Source organism: Trueperaceae bacterium, assembly GCA_019454765.1.
Lineage (GTDB): Bacteria > Deinococcota > Deinococci > Deinococcales > Trueperaceae > JAAYYF01.
Genome location: JACFNR010000029.1, coordinates 19,687 through 35,648, shown reverse-complemented (window position 1 = coordinate 35,648; position 15,962 = coordinate 19,687). Strand labels below are relative to the sequence as shown.

The 15,962-nt window shown below is 73.7% G+C and carries 10 protein-coding genes; 8 read left to right on the top strand and 2 right to left on the bottom strand.

What is annotated here, in order from left to right; all coding sequences use genetic code 11:
* On the top strand, window positions 1-961 hold a 961-nt coding region (gene odhB, locus H3C53_09040), incomplete at its 5' end, for a 2-oxoglutarate dehydrogenase complex dihydrolipoyllysine-residue succinyltransferase (protein ID MBW7916811.1).
* A gap of 1 nt (window position 962) precedes the next feature.
* On the top strand, window positions 963-2,369 hold the full coding sequence (gene lpdA / locus H3C53_09035) for a dihydrolipoyl dehydrogenase (protein ID MBW7916810.1): 1,407 nt from the start codon (window positions 963-965) through the stop codon (window positions 2,367-2,369).
* Between the two features lie 24 nt (window positions 2,370-2,393).
* Here the strand turns inward: lpdA and hslU are convergent, their stop codons facing one another.
* A complete protein-coding gene (gene hslU / locus H3C53_09030; protein MBW7916809.1) occupies window positions 2,394-3,674 on the bottom strand; it encodes an ATP-dependent protease ATPase subunit HslU in 1,281 nt (426 codons plus the stop codon).
* Window positions 3,675-3,694: 20 nt separating this feature from the next.
* Complete coding sequence (gene hslV / locus H3C53_09025; protein ID MBW7916808.1) at window positions 3,695-4,288, bottom strand: ATP-dependent protease subunit HslV; 594 nt, start codon at window positions 4,286-4,288, stop codon at window positions 3,695-3,697.
* 134 nt (window positions 4,289-4,422) lie between these two features.
* Here hslV and H3C53_09020 point away from each other — a divergent pair, with 134 nt between their 5' ends.
* The 6 genes from H3C53_09020 (at window position 4,423) to H3C53_08995 (ending at window position 15,935) form a co-directional block, all read left to right on the top strand.
* On the top strand, window positions 4,423-5,049 hold the full coding sequence (locus tag H3C53_09020; GenBank protein ID MBW7916807.1) for a thymidine kinase: 627 nt from the start codon (window positions 4,423-4,425) through the stop codon (window positions 5,047-5,049).
* Complete coding sequence (locus H3C53_09015; GenBank protein MBW7916806.1) at window positions 5,046-7,655, top strand: tetratricopeptide repeat protein; 2,610 nt, start codon at window positions 5,046-5,048, stop codon at window positions 7,653-7,655. Before H3C53_09020 ends, H3C53_09015 begins: the two co-directional genes overlap by 4 nt.
* 106 nt (window positions 7,656-7,761) lie before the next feature.
* Complete coding sequence (locus H3C53_09010) at window positions 7,762-7,965, top strand: hypothetical protein (GenBank protein MBW7916805.1); 204 nt, start codon at window positions 7,762-7,764, stop codon at window positions 7,963-7,965.
* Between the two features lie 127 nt (window positions 7,966-8,092).
* Window positions 8,093-13,531, top strand: coding sequence for a discoidin domain-containing protein (locus H3C53_09005; GenBank protein MBW7916804.1), 5,439 nt, complete (start codon window positions 8,093-8,095; stop codon window positions 13,529-13,531).
* Window positions 13,532-13,624: 93 nt separating this feature from the next.
* Window positions 13,625-14,695 (top strand): hypothetical protein, encoded by a 1,071-nt coding sequence (locus tag H3C53_09000; protein ID MBW7916803.1) that lies wholly within the window; start codon window positions 13,625-13,627, stop codon window positions 14,693-14,695.
* 64 nt (window positions 14,696-14,759) lie between these two features.
* Window positions 14,760-15,935 (top strand): amidohydrolase, encoded by a 1,176-nt coding sequence (locus H3C53_08995; GenBank protein MBW7916802.1) that lies wholly within the window; start codon window positions 14,760-14,762, stop codon window positions 15,933-15,935.
* The last annotated feature ends 27 nt before the right edge of the window (window positions 15,936-15,962 follow it).

The following is a 15,962-nucleotide window of genomic DNA, read 5'->3' as shown; positions in this document are numbered from 1 at the left end:
GGCGCCTGCCGCCACGCCGGCGCCTGCCGCCACGCCGGCGCCCGCCGCCACGCCGGCGCCCGCCGCGCCCGTCGGGGTCAAGGCCACCAGCGTCATGCCGGCCGCGCGCCGCCTGTTGGACGAGAGCGGCCTCAGCGCCGACGAGGTCCCCGCCACCGGCCCGGGCGGGCGCCTCCTCAAGGAGGACGTCCAGAACTACCTCGCTCAGCGCGAGCGCGCCGCCGCCGAGCCCGACCGGACCGTCGCCGTGAGCGGCTACGAGCGCCAGGAGGAGGTGAGGCCGATGTCGCTCCTAAGGCGCCGCATCGCCGAGCGCCTGGTGGCGGCGCAGCAGGACGCGGCGCTGCTCACGACCTTCAACGAGGTCGACATGAGCGGGGTGATGGCGCTGCGCAAGGAGTACAAAGAGGCGTTCGAGAAGCGCTACGGCGTGCGCCTCGGCTTCATGTCGTTCTTCGTCAAGGCCGCGGTCGACGCCCTCAAGCAGGTGCCGCAGCTCAACGCCGAGGTCCGCGGCACCGACATGGTGTTCAAGAACTACTACGACATCGGCGTAGCCGTGTCGACGCCGCGCGGCTTGGTGGTGCCGGTCGTCCGCGACGCGGAGCGGCTGTCGTTCGCCGAGGTGGAGCTCGCCATCGCCGATTTCGGGGCGCGCGCCAACAACAACAAGATCCTGCCCGAGGAGCTGCAGGGCGGCACCTTCACCATCAGCAACGGCGGCGTCTTCGGCTCGCTCCTCTCGACCCCGATCGTCAACCCGCCCCAGTCGGGCGTGCTGGGGATGCACACCATCCAGGAACGGCCCGTGGCCGAGGCCGGCCAGGTCGTCATCAGACCGATGATGTACCTGGCGCTCACCTACGACCACCGCGTGGTGGACGGGCGCGAGGCCGTCACCTTCCTGAAGCGCATCAAGGACGCCGTCGAGCGGCCCGCGCGCATGCTGCTGGAGGTCTGAGGTGGCAACCGAGGCGCAGCACGACGTCGTGATCATCGGCGCCGGGCCCGGCGGCTACGTGGCGGCCATCCGCGGCGCCCAGCTCGGGTTCGACGTGGCGGTGGTGGAGCGCGAGGAGACGCTGGGTGGCACCTGCCTGCGCGTCGGCTGCATCCCCAGCAAGGCGCTGCTCGAGTCGAGCTTCCGCTACGAGGAGGCCAAGGGGAGCCTGGCCGAGCACGGCGTCGTGGTCGAGGGCGTCCGCGCCGACGTGGCCGCCATGCAGGCGCGTCGCGCCAAGGTCGTCAAGCAGAACACCGACGGCGTCGAGTACCTCTTCAAGAAGAACAAGATCACCCGCTACCGCGGCGAGGGCCGCCTGACGGGCGACCGCGTCGTCACCGTCACGGGCCCGGACGGCGTCACGGACATCGCGGCCGAGCACGTCGTGCTGGCCGCCGGTTCCGAGGTCGCGACCCTGCCGGGGGTGACGCTCGACGGCGACGTCGTCGTCAGCAGCACCGAGGCGCTCGAGTGGGAGGCGGTGCCCGACAGCCTGGTGGTCATCGGCGCCGGTTACATCGGGCTGGAGCTCGGCTCGGTCTGGTCGCGGCTAGGGGCCAAGGTGACGGTGCTCGAGTACCTCGACCGCATCCTCCCCGGCATGGACGCGGAGGTGGCGCGCGAGGCGCTGCGCGTCTTCAAGCAGCAGGGGCTCGCGTTCGAGCTCGGGGCGCGCGTGACGGGCGTCACGGTCACGGGCAAGGGCGCCAAGCGCCGGGCGAGCGTGGCCGTGGAAGGCCGCGAAGCGCTCGTAGCCAGCAAGGTGCTCGTCGCGGTCGGTCGACGCCCCGCCGTGGGCTCGCTCGGACTCGACGCGGTGGGCGTCGCCCTTGACGAGCGCGGTCGGGTGGCGGTCGACGCCGGCTTCCGCACCAACGTGCCGGGGGTGTACGCCATTGGCGACCTCATCCACGGGCCCATGCTCGCGCACAAGGCGGAGGAGGACGGCGTCGCCCTCATGGAGCGCCTCGCCGGCACCCCGAGCGAGGTTCATTACGGGCTCGTGCCGGGCGTGGCGTACACCGAACCCGAGATCGCGACCGTCGGCCAGACGGAGGAGCAACTGCGTGACGGCGGCGTGGCTTACCGCAAGGGCGTGTTCCCCTTCTCGGCCAACGGGCGCGCCCGCGCCCTCGGCCACACGCAGGGGCGCGTCAAGGTGCTGGCTGACGCCACCACGGACCGCGTCCTCGGCGTCCACATCATCGGACCGCGCGCCGGCGACCTCATCGCCGAGGCGGTGACGGCCATGACGTTCGGGGCGAGCAGCGAGGACGTCGCCCGCACCATCCACGCCCACCCGACGCTGGCGGAGGTGGTCAAGGAGGCGGCGCTGGCCGTCGACGGCAGGGCCCTGCACATCTGACGACCGGGGCGCGCGAGCGCGCCCCTACAACACGTAGCGGCTGAGGTCCTCGTCCTCGACCAGGTCGGCGAGCTTCTTGTCGACCATGGCCTTGTCGATCACCACCACCCCCAGGTCGGTGCCGAAGGCGATGTCCTCGAGGACCGTCTCGAGGATGGTGTGCAGGCGTCGCGCGCCGATGTCCTCGACCTCGCGGTTGACGCGCTCGGCGTACTCGGCCAGCGCCACCACGCCGCTCTCCTCGAAGCGCAGGTGGGTGCCGTCCACCGCCAGGAGCTCCGTGTACTGCTTCGTCAGCGCGAAGCGCGGCTGGGTGAGGATGCGCTGGAAGTCCGCGGCCCCTAGCTCCTCGAGCTCGACGCGGATCGGGAAGCGCCCCTGCAGCTCCGGGATGAGGTCGCTTGGTTTGCTGACCGAGAAGGCGCCGGCCGCGATGAAGAGCACGTGGTCGGTGCGCACCGGACCGTAGCGGGTGTTCACCTGGGTGCCCTCCACGATGGGCAGCAGGTCGCGCTGCACGCCCTCGCCGGACACGTCGGCGCCGCCGGTGCGGTCGTCGCGAGCGATCTTGTCGATCTCGTCGATGAACACGATGCCGAGCGACTCGGCGCGGTCGACCGCCTCGCGGGTCACGGCGTCGTGGTCGATGAGGCGGTCCGCCTCCTCGTTCTCGAGCAGGCGGCGGCCGTCGCGCACGCTCACCTTGCGCCTGACCTTCCGCTCCGGCATGAAGCGCCTGAACATCTCCTGCAGGTTGGTGCCGGCCTCCTCCATGCCCGGCATCGGCAGGCTCGCGGGCGGCTCCTCCGCCACCTCGATCTCGACGCTGCGCTCCTCCAGGTCGCCGGCGCGCAGCAGCTGCCGCATGCGCTCGCGGCTGTCGTCGGAACCGCCGGGGATGAGGACGTCCAGGAGGCGCTCCTCGGCGGCGCGGCGCGCCTGGGCCATGACCTCGGCCCTCTTCTCCTCCTCCACCATGACGGCGGAGGCGCGCACCAGGTCGCGCACGATCGAGTCGACGTCGCGACCGACGTACCCCACCTCCGTGAACTTGGTGGCCTCCACCTTGAGGAACGGCGCCCGCGCCAGCCGCGCCAAGCGCCGGGCGATCTCGGTCTTGCCGACCCCCGTCGGGCCGATGAGCATGATGTTCTTCGGCGTCACCTCGCCCTGGATCTCCTCGGGCAGGCGGCGCCGGCGGTAGTGGTTCCGAAGGGCGACCGCCACCAGGCGCTTGGCCTTGCTCTGCCCGACGATGTAGCGGTCGAGCTCGGTGACGATGTCGACGGGCGTCAGGTCGGTCAGGCCTGCGTCCGCCGCGCCCCTCACGCCGCCCCCTCGTCGGTCGTCGGCTCGGGCTCCGGATCCGCGTCGCCCGCGTTCCCGCCCACGGTCAGGACGGTGGCGTTGCCGCTCGTGTAGACGTCGATCTCGGCGGCGATGGCCAGCGCGGCGCGCGCGATCTCCTCGGCCCCAAGGTCGGTGTGGCGCAGGAGGGCCGTGGCCGCCGCCTGGGCGTACGGCCCGCCCGAACCCACCGCCGCCACGGGCTCGTCGGGGGAGATGATGTCGCCCATGCCGGAGAGCGTGAGGATCTGTTCGTCGTCGGCGATGAGCAGCAGCGCCTCCAGGTTGCGTAGCGCGCGGTCCGTGCGCCACTCCTTCACCGTCTCCACGGCGGCTCGCAGGAGGTTGCCGCGGTACTGCTCCAGGTAGGCCTCGTACTTCTCGATGAGGGTGAAGGCGTCGCTGACCGTCCCGGCGAAGCCGGCGAGGACCTCGCCGCCCGACAACGCCCGGACCTTCACCGCGCCCCGTTTGACGATCGTGTCGCCCATGGTCACTTGCCCGTCGCCGGCGAGGGCCGTCACGCCGCCCCGGTTGACGGCGACGATGGTGGTGCCGTGCATGCGCTCCATTCGAGGAGAGTAGCACTCGCTCGGCGCGCGGCCACGGCCCCCACGCGACCCGCGGTGCGCCCGCCGGGCGCGGGCGCGACGCGGCGCCGGGGATGCCCCGCCCCGGGGGTCGGCGCCGGGCGGTACCATGGCGCATGCTGTTGGGTCATGGGTTCTCCGGGGGCTGGACCGAGGTCATCGCCGGCCCCATGTTCTCCGGCAAGAGCGAGGAGCTCATCCGCCGCGTCGGTCGGGCCGTGCTCGCCAAGCAGGCGGTACAGGTCTTCAAGCACGCCATCGACGACCGCTACGCCAGGCTGGCGGTCGCCTCGCACGCCGGCCGCACGCTGGAGGCCGAGCTCGTCTCGAGCGCTGCCGAGCTCCTCGCTCGCCTCGCCCCCGACACGCAGGTCGTCGCCATCGACGAGGCCCAGTTCCTCGACGACGCCATCGTGGCCGTGGTGGAGCGGCTGGCGGACGCGGGCAAGCGCGTGATCGTCGCGGGCCTCGACATGGACTTCAGGGGCGAGCCGTTCGGACCGATGCCTCAGCTGATCGCCCGGGCGGAGGTGGTCGAGAAGCTCACGGCGATCTGCCGCTGCGGCCTGGCGGCCACTCGCACCCAGCGCTTGATCCAGGGCCGACCCGCGCACTTCGACGACCCCACGGTCTTGGTGGGAGCCGCCGAGAGCTACGAACCACGCTGCCGTTCGTGCCACGTCGTGCTGAGAGGCCTGCGCGACGCGCCGCTCTTCGCGGCTCCCGCCAGGGTGCCTGGTTGAGCGATAAGGATCCCGTCGATGGTCGCCGGCCACTCGAAGCGCGGCTCTGGGGGGAGGTCCGGTTCGCTCACCGGGGCGTGGCGGTGGAGCCGACCTCGCAGAAGTCCGTGGCGCTGCTGGCGTACTTGGCCGCCGCGCCGGGCCCGAGCTCGCGCGAGGAGCTCGCCGCGCTCCTGTGGGGGCCGGGGCGCCTGGCCAACGTGCGCCAGGCGCTATACACGTTGCGGTCGCTGCCGGGGGCGGAGGAGTGGCTCGACGCAGGCGCCGCAACCGTCAACGTCCTCGCCGTAGTCGACGTCGTGGAGCTGACGGCCGCGGCGCGGGAGGAGTTGCCGGCCCTCGCCGAACGGCTGGAAGGCAACGAGTTCATGGCGGGGTTCGGCGACCGCCTGCCAGAGCCGTACCTGGAGTGGCTCGCTCACGAGCGCGAGCGGTGCGCCGCGGCCGCCGCACGCGCCTACGCCGCCAAGGCCGCCGAGCTCGAGGGCGAGGGCCACCCGCGCGAGGCGCTGGCGTTGGCGCTGCGCGCCCAGGAGCTCGAGCCGTACGGCGAGGAGGCCCAGCGCGCCGTCATGCGCCTCGCCTACCTCGCCGGCGACCCGGAGCGCGCGCTGGCGAGCTACGCGACCTTCAGCGCGCGGCTCGAGACCGAGCTGGGTAGCCGGCCGAGCGCCGAGACGGCGCGGTTGGCGTCGCGGATCGAGCGGCGCGAGCCGCTCTCGGCGCGCCCGGCCCTGGCGAGCCTCGACGAGCAGGAGCTGCGCACCCTTCGGGCCCTGGCGCTGGCGCGGGGTGGGTTGCGCGTCGACGGGCTCGCCCGCGTGCTCGAGCGGCCGGCGTTCGAGCTGACCGCCGACCTGGCGCGCCTCGCCGACCGCGGCCTCGTCGACGCCGACCTGCGGCTCGCGCCCGACCTGGTCGGCCCGGTGCTGGCGGGCGTCCCCGCACCGCTCAAGCGGCTACTGCACGAGCGCAGCGTGGCGGTCATGCGCGACGACCCCGAGGCCGACCAGGGTGTGCTCGCCAGGCACCTCCTGGCTGTCGGGGAGCTCGCGGAGGCGGCGCGGCGCGCGTTCGGCGCCGCGCGAGCGGCGCTCGAGCGCGGCCAGGCCGACGCCGCCTCCGACCTGCTCTACCTGACCCTGTGGGCGGCGGCCGAGGAGCCGCGCCTCCGCCTCGACGCCCTCTTCCAGCTCGAGGGCGTTGCCGCGCAGGACGCAGACCTGGCGGCGCAGGAGGCGCTACTGCAGGAGGCGGAGCGACTCGCCTGGGAGCTGCAGAGCGACGTGGCGTTGGCCGAGGCGAACGTCAGGCGCGCGCGGCTACTGCTGGCGCGCTCCCAGGTCGGGGAGGCCCTCGAGTCGGCCCTGGTGGCGCTCGAGATCGCCCTGCGGATCGCCGACGACACGCTGGTGGCGCGAGCGCGCAACGCCCTGGGCGCGGCCCACTTCTACGCCGGCGACCTCGATGGGGCGGAGGCGGCGTTCGCCTCGTGCCTCGTGAGCGGGTCCGAGGTCGAGCGCTACCGCGCGCACAACAACCTGGGGAGCATCAACGCCCTGCGCGGGCGGCTGGGGGAGTCTTACCACCACTTCGACCAGGCGCTCACGCTGGCGCGGCGCAACTCGCGCCACCTCGACGTCAGCGCCACCCTCAACAACGTCGCGGCCAGCGCCGAGAGGTTCGGCGACTACCCGCGGGCGGAACGGTACTTCAAGGAGGGGATGGTGCTCGCGCGCCGGCGCGGCGCGGCGGCGCGCGAGGCCGAGATGCTCGTCAACCTCGCCGTCGTGTACGCGCGCCAGGGGCAGCTCGGCCCGGCCTGGAACACGAACGCCGAGGTCGAGGAGCTGGTCGACGAGCTGGCCGACAGGCGCCTGGCCATGCGGGTGGCGGAGCAGCGCGGCGAGATCATGCGGCTGTGTGGCGACCTGGCCGGAGCGGAGGCCGCCCTGACGACAGCGTTGCTGCTGGCGGAGGAGGTCGGCGACGAGCGCAAGCGCCGCGGCCTCCACGCCCAACTGGCCACCGTGCGGGCTCGGCGCGACCCGACATCCGCGCCCGAGACCGCGCGCGCCATCGCGGACCTCGAGACGGCGCGCCTGACGGACGTGGCGCCGTGGCTCCGCCTGGAGCTGGCGCTCTGGACGCAAGAACTGTCGTTCGGGCTCGCCCAGTTGGCGAGCGTCCCCGAAGCGGGGCTCAAGAGCGCCCACCAGCGGCTGGTGCGCGACGTCGCCACGATGCGGCTCGGCCTCCTGGCGGAGGCGGACGAGGCCGTGAGGGCGGAGGCCATGGCGGCGCGGGCGCGCACCGTCGCGGCGGGGCTGGTCCCGCCCGGCCCGGCCGGCGCGGCCCCACCGGGGCCTGTCGTACGCATCGTCGAGCGACCGAAGGCGCGTTACCTGGCCTCGGTCCTGGCGGGCGGCCCGCGGTGGCGAGCCGTCGAAGCCGGTGGGGGAGGGGCGCCGACGCCCACGGCCGGCGTGGCGGAAGACGTGCTCGAGGAGCTGCGGGAGCAGGGCGCGGGCCTGCCGCGCCGGCTGGCGGAGGCGCTGCTGCGGACGCCGGCCGCCTGGTTGCCGCCTCCGAGGGAGGGCCTTTGACGCCCCGTTGACACCGGGTCGCCTAACCTCCTTGCAGCCGTGACTCTGCGCCACTGGTTCGCGCCGAGCGAGGCGCGTGACGGTCGCGGCGGAGCGAAGGAGGGTCGTGGGCGACCGCAGCCGCAGGTTCCTACTGAAGGTCTGGCGCGAGCCGGGCGAGGGCCCCACCTGGCGCGCGGCGCTGCGCGACGTGACCGACGGCACCCTCCACGAGTTCGAGGCGACCGAGGCCCTGATCGACTACCTGGTGGCGCTCGACGACGGCGCGGCGGACGAGGGCGAGTGGCGGACCGAACTGCCGGAGGAGTGACGGCAGCGGGCGCGGCGCCGACCGCCCCGCGGTCCTGGCGTAGCGCCTTGGTCACCCCGCGGGCGGCGTGCGGCCCGGGGCGCGTGACGGTAACCTAGTCGGGAACCCTGTTGGGAAGGAGCGGACGATGCCGGTAGTGGTGGCTTTCGCTGGCGGGGCGCGGCGCGCGCGGTTGGCGCGGCGGCGCTGGTGGGTGACGTGCCTGGCGGTCTTGGCGGCGAGCGGGTTCGCCGCGGCGCAGCAGTGCACGCTCGAGGTGGAACCGAACGGTACGCCCGCGACGGCCACGAGGTCGGGAGCCTCGGGCGCCGGCGTCCAACCGGCGCGCTCCGACGAAGCCACGAGCGTCTGTTTCGTCGGCACCGTCAGCGCCGACGATCCCGACATGTTCCGGTGGGACGTGTCGGAGACCGACGCCACCTACCGCTGGGTCTTGCAGGTCGAGGGGCCGGCAGCGGACCTCACCGCCGCGCAGCTGTTCGCGGTGACCTTCGCCGACGACGGGGTCGCGGTGACGGCGGCCGATGAGCTCCTGGCCGTCTCCACCCAGGGCGGGGCGAGCGCGCGCTCCCGCCAGTTCCTGGTTGGGCCCGGCAGCTACTACCTGGGGGTCAGCGCCGCCGGTGCCGGCGGCGAGTACGTGGTGAGCGCCGAACCCGTCGGCTCCCTCTACTACGGCGACGAGGGCGACCGTTACCGTGATTCGCTGCCCGAGGGGAGCGAGGGCGCGTTCGGTTTCTACGGCGGCGTGACCGGCGAGCTGCGGCACGCCTTCACGCTCGACGCGGCGGCGGCCGGGCGCGTCTGGGGCCTCGAGCTGTGGGCGGCCTTGGGCTCGACGCCGCGGCTCGTGCTGGAGGGCCCGGGCGGGGTGGTGGTGCAGGGCGACGTCGGCGCCGGCGGAAGGGTGAGCTTCTCGGGCCTCGGGCTCGCGGCCGGCGAGTACGCGGTGCGCGTGGACGGCGCCAGCGGCATGGTGCGCTTGCGCCTCGCGTCGCAAGGGGTGCGGGGCGACGGGGTGGCCGTGGAACCGAACGACCACTGGGAGTCCGCCACCCACTTCCCGCCGGGCACCGAGATGCGCGGCGTCCTCCAGGGCGTCGACCTGTTCCGCGTGGAGGTGACCCCCGAGTCCGCCGGGTACTACGACCTCGACTACGACTCGGCGGCTGACCTCTCCTTCGCGCTCACGTTGGTCGACGAGGCCGGTGGCGAGCTGCTGAGGGGGCGCGGCGCCTCGCGGCGCGGGCTCCTGTTGGCGGCGGGCGTCTACAGGCTCGACGTGTGGGGGGCGGAGGGAGCCGCCTACCGCCTCGCCTTGGCGCCGAGCGCCGCGCCGTCCGGCGGCGAGATCGAACCCAACGACCAACCGCGCGGCGCCGCCCCGCTGCCGCAGAGCGGCCAGGTGCGCGGTCGGCTCGAGGTCGCCGACGTCGATCACTACCTCGTGCAGGTCGAGGACGCCCCGCGCCGCTACCGGGCGCAGCTGGTGGGTCCCGGTGTGACCGGCCTGGCGCTGGTCGACGCCGCCGGCGGCGAGGTCACGAGCGTGCGCGGGTCGCAACGCCTCAGGCTGGACGACATCGTGCTCCTCCCCGGCGCCAACTACCTGCGGGTGACGGGGTCGGAGGGCGAGTACGGACTCAAGCTCCTCGACCTGGGCGAGGCCGTCCTGGCGGGCGAGGCGGAGGGGGCGCCCGCACCTGACGAGCCGATCCTGCCCGCCGCCGCCGGCGCGCCGGAGCAAGACCCGGCCGCCGCCGCGGCGGCGCTCGAGGACGCGCCCCTCGAGGCGGGGCCGCCCCCGCCGCCGGGGCGCCTCGAACTCGAACCGAACGACGACGAGAGCCGCGCCATGAAGGTCGTTCCCGGCCACGTCTACGTGGGGCGCCTCTCCGGCGGCAGCGACGACTACTACCGCTTCTTCCTCGACGACGACCAGTACGTGAGGCTCGAGGTGGTGCCGCCCAGCGGCGGGGCGCCCATCCCGATCCGCCTTGCCGAACGGGGCTGGGTCGAGTTCCCGACCCTCACGCCCGAGGGCACGGTCAGGCTAGAGCGCTACTTCCACGCCGGCGACCACGGCTTCTTCCTGCGCGCGCCCGAGGTCGAGTCGAGCGGTTACTACCAGCTGCGCCTTACCCTTCTCGGACGCCTTCAGCCCGCGGTGGACGCGGAACCGAACGACAGCATGGCCACGGCAGCGACGCTCCCCGCCGAGTTGGCCTGGGACGGGCACGTGGGGGAGTACGGCGGCGACTACGACTACTACCGCCTCCCCGTCTTCCCGGCGGCGACCACCATGACGTTGACCTTGAGCGGCGCGCTCGACGAGCGCGCCGTCGCGGCGGAGCTTCTCAGCGAGCGGGAGCGCTTCGCTTTCACCGCCCGGGGCGACGCGTTGGGCGGCGCCCCCTGGCAGGCCGAGCTCCCCGCCGGCGAGCAGGTCTACCTGCGACTCAGTGGCCGCTCGCCCTACCAGGCGCGCCTGGCCTTCGCGGCCGAGCCCGACCCGGCCCAACTCCTGTCGCCACGCGTGGACGGCGACGTGGCGGTCACCCTCGAGCCGTCTGGCGCGGAGCTGGCGGCCTACTGGCACGAGGGGCAGGCGCTGACACTGACGGCGCGTGTCGAGAACCGCGCTCCCACGGCCCGGACCGTGGCCGTCGAGGCGGCCAGCAGCAACGCGGCCGTGGAGTTGCGCCACCCCGCCGAGGTGACGCTCCAGCCGGGCGAGACGCGCGAGGTGCCCGTCGAGGTGCTCGTGCCCGCTGACATGCGCGACGACCTGCCGCTTCGCGTCGAGGTCGCCGCCGGCGGGCCGGGCGGCGTCGACGTGGCCGCGATGGAGGCGGTCCTCACCTGCGAGGCGCCGCCGGTGGGCGCGTTCCCGTACTGGCCGCTCCCGCGACCGCTCCTCGGTCACTTCGACGTGCTCGGACGGGGCTTCGGGGCGGGAATTCACGGGGAGTCGGGCCGGGAGGGGCGCGACCTGGCGCTCATCGACGGGCGCGTGGGACCCTCGTACGGCGGTTACGTCGACGCCGACCACTCCGCCACCTTCAAGCTGGCGGGCGACGCGCCGGTCACCCTCGTCGGCACCACGCTCGACCCGCGCTCGGACGGCAGGCGGTCCGACCGCCTCGACGGGTTCAGGATCGAGACCTCGCTCGACGGCGAGACGTTCACCACCGCCTTCACCGGTCGCCTGGGCGCGGCACCCCGCGAGCGCGCCTTCCTGTTCGAGGCGCCGGTCGTAGCGCGTTACGCGCGCCTGGTGTTCGAGAGCGGCCTAGACGGCAGGTACGGTTACGTGGGCGAGTGGAAGCTCATCGCGGCCGACCCCTGGACGCCCGGCGAGCTGAACCTCGCGGCCCCCGAACATGGGGGTCACGTGGTGCGCTCGGAGCCGTACCTCGGCTCCGGCGACGTGCTCGAACGGAGCGACCGTCGGCCCGTCCGACTCGACCTGAGGGACCACGAGGCCTTCAGCTTCGTCGTCGGGTTCCACGACAACCGGGCGGCGCAGGTGACGCGCCTCACCTGGACGGACGGGCCGGCGGCGCTGCAGGAGCCCGGCGCCCTGTTCCCCGCGGTGACCGTCGAGGTGAGCCTCGGCGGCGGCGCCGGGCCGTGGGAGCCGCTCGCCGACTGGCGCCTGGAGCGCGACGCCGACGGCACGGCCACCTTGCGGCTAGACGCCCCGACGTGGGCGCGCTTCCTGCGCTTCACCGCGCCCAAGGTGGTCGACGCCGAGGGTACGCCCGGGCGCCACTACTACGCGCCCGACGCCGTGGCCGCCTACGAGCGCGTCGCGGACGAGTCGTACCGCTCCGCGTTGGCGGAGTGGGGCACAGCGCGGCGCGCGGCGACCTACGAGTACATGACCGGCACCGACGCCCCCGCCGTCGCCGACGGTTCCGGCAACGACTCTCCCGCCACCGCCACCCAGCTCGCGCCGGGCCAGACCGTCGCCGGGACGGTCGAGGTGGCCGTCGACGAGGACTGGTACCGCCTGAGCATCCCCGCGGGCCACAACTACCTGGAACTGGCGCTCGGAGGCGACCCGACGATCGCCTTCGATCACGAGCTCGTCGACGCTGCCGGCGCGCCCGTCGGCTACGACGTCAGGGCGGACGGCGACGGCCTGGTGCTCACCCTCTACGCCGCGCCCGGCGACTACTACCTGCACCTGTTCGAGCCCAAGCGCAGCGTCGTCTTCAGCTGGGACACGAGCGGCTCCGTCAGCTCATACCAGGCGATCACCTACAACTCCCTGGCCGCCTTCGCGACCGGCCTGAACGGCGAGCGCGAGGCCGCGCAGCTCCTCGCCTTCGACAGTCCGCGGCCCCGCTGGCTCATGCCCTACTGGTCGACCGACCCCGCGCGGGTGCAGCGCGCCATCACGGAGTTCGATCGCGAGGCGGACTCGAGCAACTCAGAGGCGGCCCTGTTGGCGGCCACGGTGGCGCTGGCCGATCGCGACGGCACCCGCGCCATCTTGCTGATGACCGACGCCGAGTCGGACGGGGGCGTCCTCACGCCCGAGTTGTGGCAGGCGTTCGATGCGGTCAGGCCGCGCGTCTTCACGTTCGAGATAAGCTCGGGCGGCACCGACTACGCGCAGGACCTCATGCAGGATTGGGCCGACGTCAACGGCGGGGTCTACTCGCTCGCAGCGGGCGTGGGCGAGTTCGACGTCGGCTTCGCGCGCGCCTCGTGCCTGCTGCGGCGTCCCAAGCGCTACACCCTCGAGCTCACGACCGCGGCCGCGGCGCTCCCCGGGCCGGGCAGCCTGGTGGTGCGTCAGGCGCCAGGCGCCGCGCCCGCCGCGGTGGAGATCGTCTTCGACGCCTCCGGCTCCATGGGGCGCGAGCTGCCGAGCGGCGAGCAGCGCATCACCGCCGCCAAGCGCACCCTCGCGGAGCTCGTGGGCGAGGTGTTGCCCGAGGGCACGCCCTTCGCCCTGCGCGCCTTCGGACACATCACGCCCACCTCGTGCGAGTCGCGCCTCGACGTGCCCTTCGGCCCCCTCGACCGCGCCGAGGCGATGGCCGCCGTCGAGGCGATCGCGCCGAAGCTCCTGTCGCAGACCCCCATCGCCGACTCGCTCCTGAACGTGCCCGACGACCTCGCCGCCGCGGCCGGCGCCCGCACCGTCATCCTCATCACGGACGGCGAGGAATCCTGCGGCGGCGACCCCGCCGAGGCGGTGCGCGAGGCGCGCAAGCGCGGCCCCCTCGACCTGGCGATCGTCTCGCTCGGACTGGAGCCCGAGGCGTTGGCGGTGTTCGAGCGCCTGGCTGCAGACGTCGGCGCGAGCTACGTCGACGTGGCCTCGTACGAGGCGTTGGCGGCGGCGGTCGCCGAGGCACTGAACCCGGCGTTCGAGGTGTACGTCGCGGGGACCGACGAGCTTGTCGCGCGGGGCCGGGTGGGGGGCGAGCCGCTGGAGCTGGCGATGGGCGTGTACGACGTGCGCGTCCTCACCGCTCCGGTCGAGGAGTTCCGCGCCGTGCGGGTGCCCGGCGAGAAGGCGGTGGCGCTCACGCTGTCCTCGCGCTGAGGCCGGCGCGCGGCCGGGCGGGGCGTTGACGGCGCGTTGACGCCCCGCCGCCTAGCATCGCGGCGTGATCACGTTGCGGGAAGGGACCTGACCATGCCGAAGATCTACCTTGGCGAGGCCATCGGGCTCGTCATGAAGACACTGCCGATCGTGTGGGTGAGGCTCGGCAGCTACCTGGTGCTCGGCCTCGCCCTCGGGCTGTACGCCGCCCTCTTCGGCGGCATCGGTTGGTTGCTCGCCAAACTGTGGGCGCCGTTGGGCGTGATACTCGTGCTCGTGGCGCTGGGCGGGGCGTTCTGGCTGGTCGAGCTCGCCGGGCGCTACTGGTTCCACCTGCTCAGGGCCGCCCACACCGCCGTCCTGACGGAGTTCATCACGACGGGCTCGGGGCCGGCCACGGGCCAGCTGGCCTACGGCCGGGAGCAGGTGGTCAGCAGGTTCGCCGCCACGTCCATCCTCTTCGGCGTCGGGCTGCTGGTGGGCGGCGTCGTGAAGTTCGTGGTGCGCACGTTCACGCGCATCACGTCGATCCTGCCTCTGCCCGGCGTCGACTCGCTCGGCAAGTTCCTGGAGCGCGTTGCCGTCCTCAGCACGACCTACGTCGACGAGGCGGTGCTGTCGCGCGCCTACGCGAAGCGCGAGCAGAACGTCTGGGCGGTCGCGCGCGAGGGCGTGGTGCTGTACGCCCAGGCGTGGCAACCGATCCTCGCCAACGCCGTCGTGCTCGCCCTCCTCGGCTACCTCGAGTTCGTGCTCTTCCTCTTGCTGCTCGGGTTGCCGGCGCTCGCCGTCGCGGCGGTGGCACCAGCCCTCGCTCCCGCTCTCGGGATCGGCGCCCTCATCGGGGCCTGGATGCTCAAGCTCGCGCTGTCGGACGCGGTGGCCCTGGCCGCGACTCTGCTGGCCTACCACCGCACCACCGCCGGGATGACGCCCAACCCAGAGTGGGTGAGCAAGCTCGAGGGCGCGAGCGACAAGTTCCGCGAGCTCGGTCAGAAGGCCGCCGCGGCCGTCGCGCCGGTGGCGCGGGCTGCGGTGACGCCCACGCCGGAGGCGGCGCCCGCGGTGACGCCCACGCCGACACCCGGGGTGCCACCGGTGGAGGCGACGCCGGGCGAGGCGCCCGAACCGCCCTTGGGGGCGGTGCCCGGCACGGAAGGGTAGGCTTGGGGGACGGCGCCACGCCCGGTAGGTAGCCCGGCGCGCGCATCCGCACGAGGAGAGCCCCATGCCCAGCATCGTCGACCAGGCCCGAGCCCTGCAGGAGCGCACCGTCGCAGTGCGCCGCGACCTCCACCGCCACCCGGAGCTGGCGTTCGAGGAGCACCGCACCATGGGGGTGATAGGCGCGCGGCTCCGGGAACTCGGGTTGCAGCCGCGCACGGGCGTCGGCGGCACCGGCGTGGTCGCGGTGTTCGACACCGGCAGGCCGGGCCGCACGGTGCTGGTGCGCGCCGACATGGACGCCCTGCCCGTCGCCGAGGAGAACGCGACGGACTACCGCTCGACCAACGAGGGGAAGATGCACGCCTGCGGGCACGACGGCCACGTGGCCGTGCTCCTGAGCGTCGTCGAGATCGTGCTGGCGCGCGCGGACTCGCTTGGCGGCAGGGCGGTGTTCGTGTTCCAGCCCGCCGAGGAGGTCGTGCGGGGCGCGCGGGCCATGCTCGACGACGGCGCGCTCGACGGGCTGCGCGTCGACGAGGTCATCGGTCTGCACCTCTCGAGCAGCCACGACCTCGGCACGGTCGCCGTGCGCGAGGGGCCGGCGATGGCCGCGACCGACTCCTTCCGGTTGGTGGTCGCCGGGCGGGGCGGGCACGCCGCCTACCCGCAGCTCTGCATCGACCCCATCGTGGCCGCCGCGCAGCTGGTGGGGGCGCTGCAGACGCTCGTCAGCCGCGAGACCGACCCCATCGACCAGAGCGTGATCAGCGTGACGAGCATCCACGGGGGCACTGCCTACAACATCATCCCGGAGGAGGTCGAGCTGAAGGGCACCCTCAGGACCTTCGACGAGGGCACCAGGGCGCGGCTGCGCGAGCGCATCCTCGCGGTGAGCGAGGGGGCGGCGTCGCTGGCACGCTGCAGCCTGCGGGCGGAGTGGTTCGAGGGGACGCCGGCGGTCGTCAACGACGCGGAGTCGGTGGCGCGGTTCCGCCAGGTCGCGGCGGGCGTCGTAGGGGAGGAGAACGTGAGCGTGCAGGTCCCCATCATGGGCGGCGACGACATGGCCCTCTGGCTGGCGCAGGCGCGCGGCTGCTACTTCTTCGTCGGCACCAGCTCCGGGCCCGACACCGCCTGGGCGCACCACCACCCGCGCTTCGACGTGGACGAGCGCGGCCTCGAGGTGGCCGTCGCGCTGCTCGCGGCGGGCGTGGTGGACCTGATGACGGCGTCCTGACCCGCAGCGGCGCGGACGGGAGACCTC

Bases quoted from the DNA above. Each gene is read 5' to 3' on its own strand.
- hslV (MBW7916808.1), bottom strand. From the start codon at position 4,288: ATGGAGCGCATGCACGGCACCACCATCGTCGCCGTCAACCGGGGCGGC.
- H3C53_09020 (MBW7916807.1), top strand. From the start codon at position 4,423: ATGCTGTTGGGTCATGGGTTCTCCGGGGGCTGGACCGAGGTCATCGCC.
- H3C53_09005 (MBW7916804.1), top strand. From the start codon at position 8,093: ATGCCGGTAGTGGTGGCTTTCGCTGGCGGGGCGCGGCGCGCGCGGTTG.
- H3C53_09000 (MBW7916803.1), top strand. From the start codon at position 13,625: ATGCCGAAGATCTACCTTGGCGAGGCCATCGGGCTCGTCATGAAGACA.
- H3C53_08995 (MBW7916802.1), top strand. From the start codon at position 14,760: ATGCCCAGCATCGTCGACCAGGCCCGAGCCCTGCAGGAGCGCACCGTC.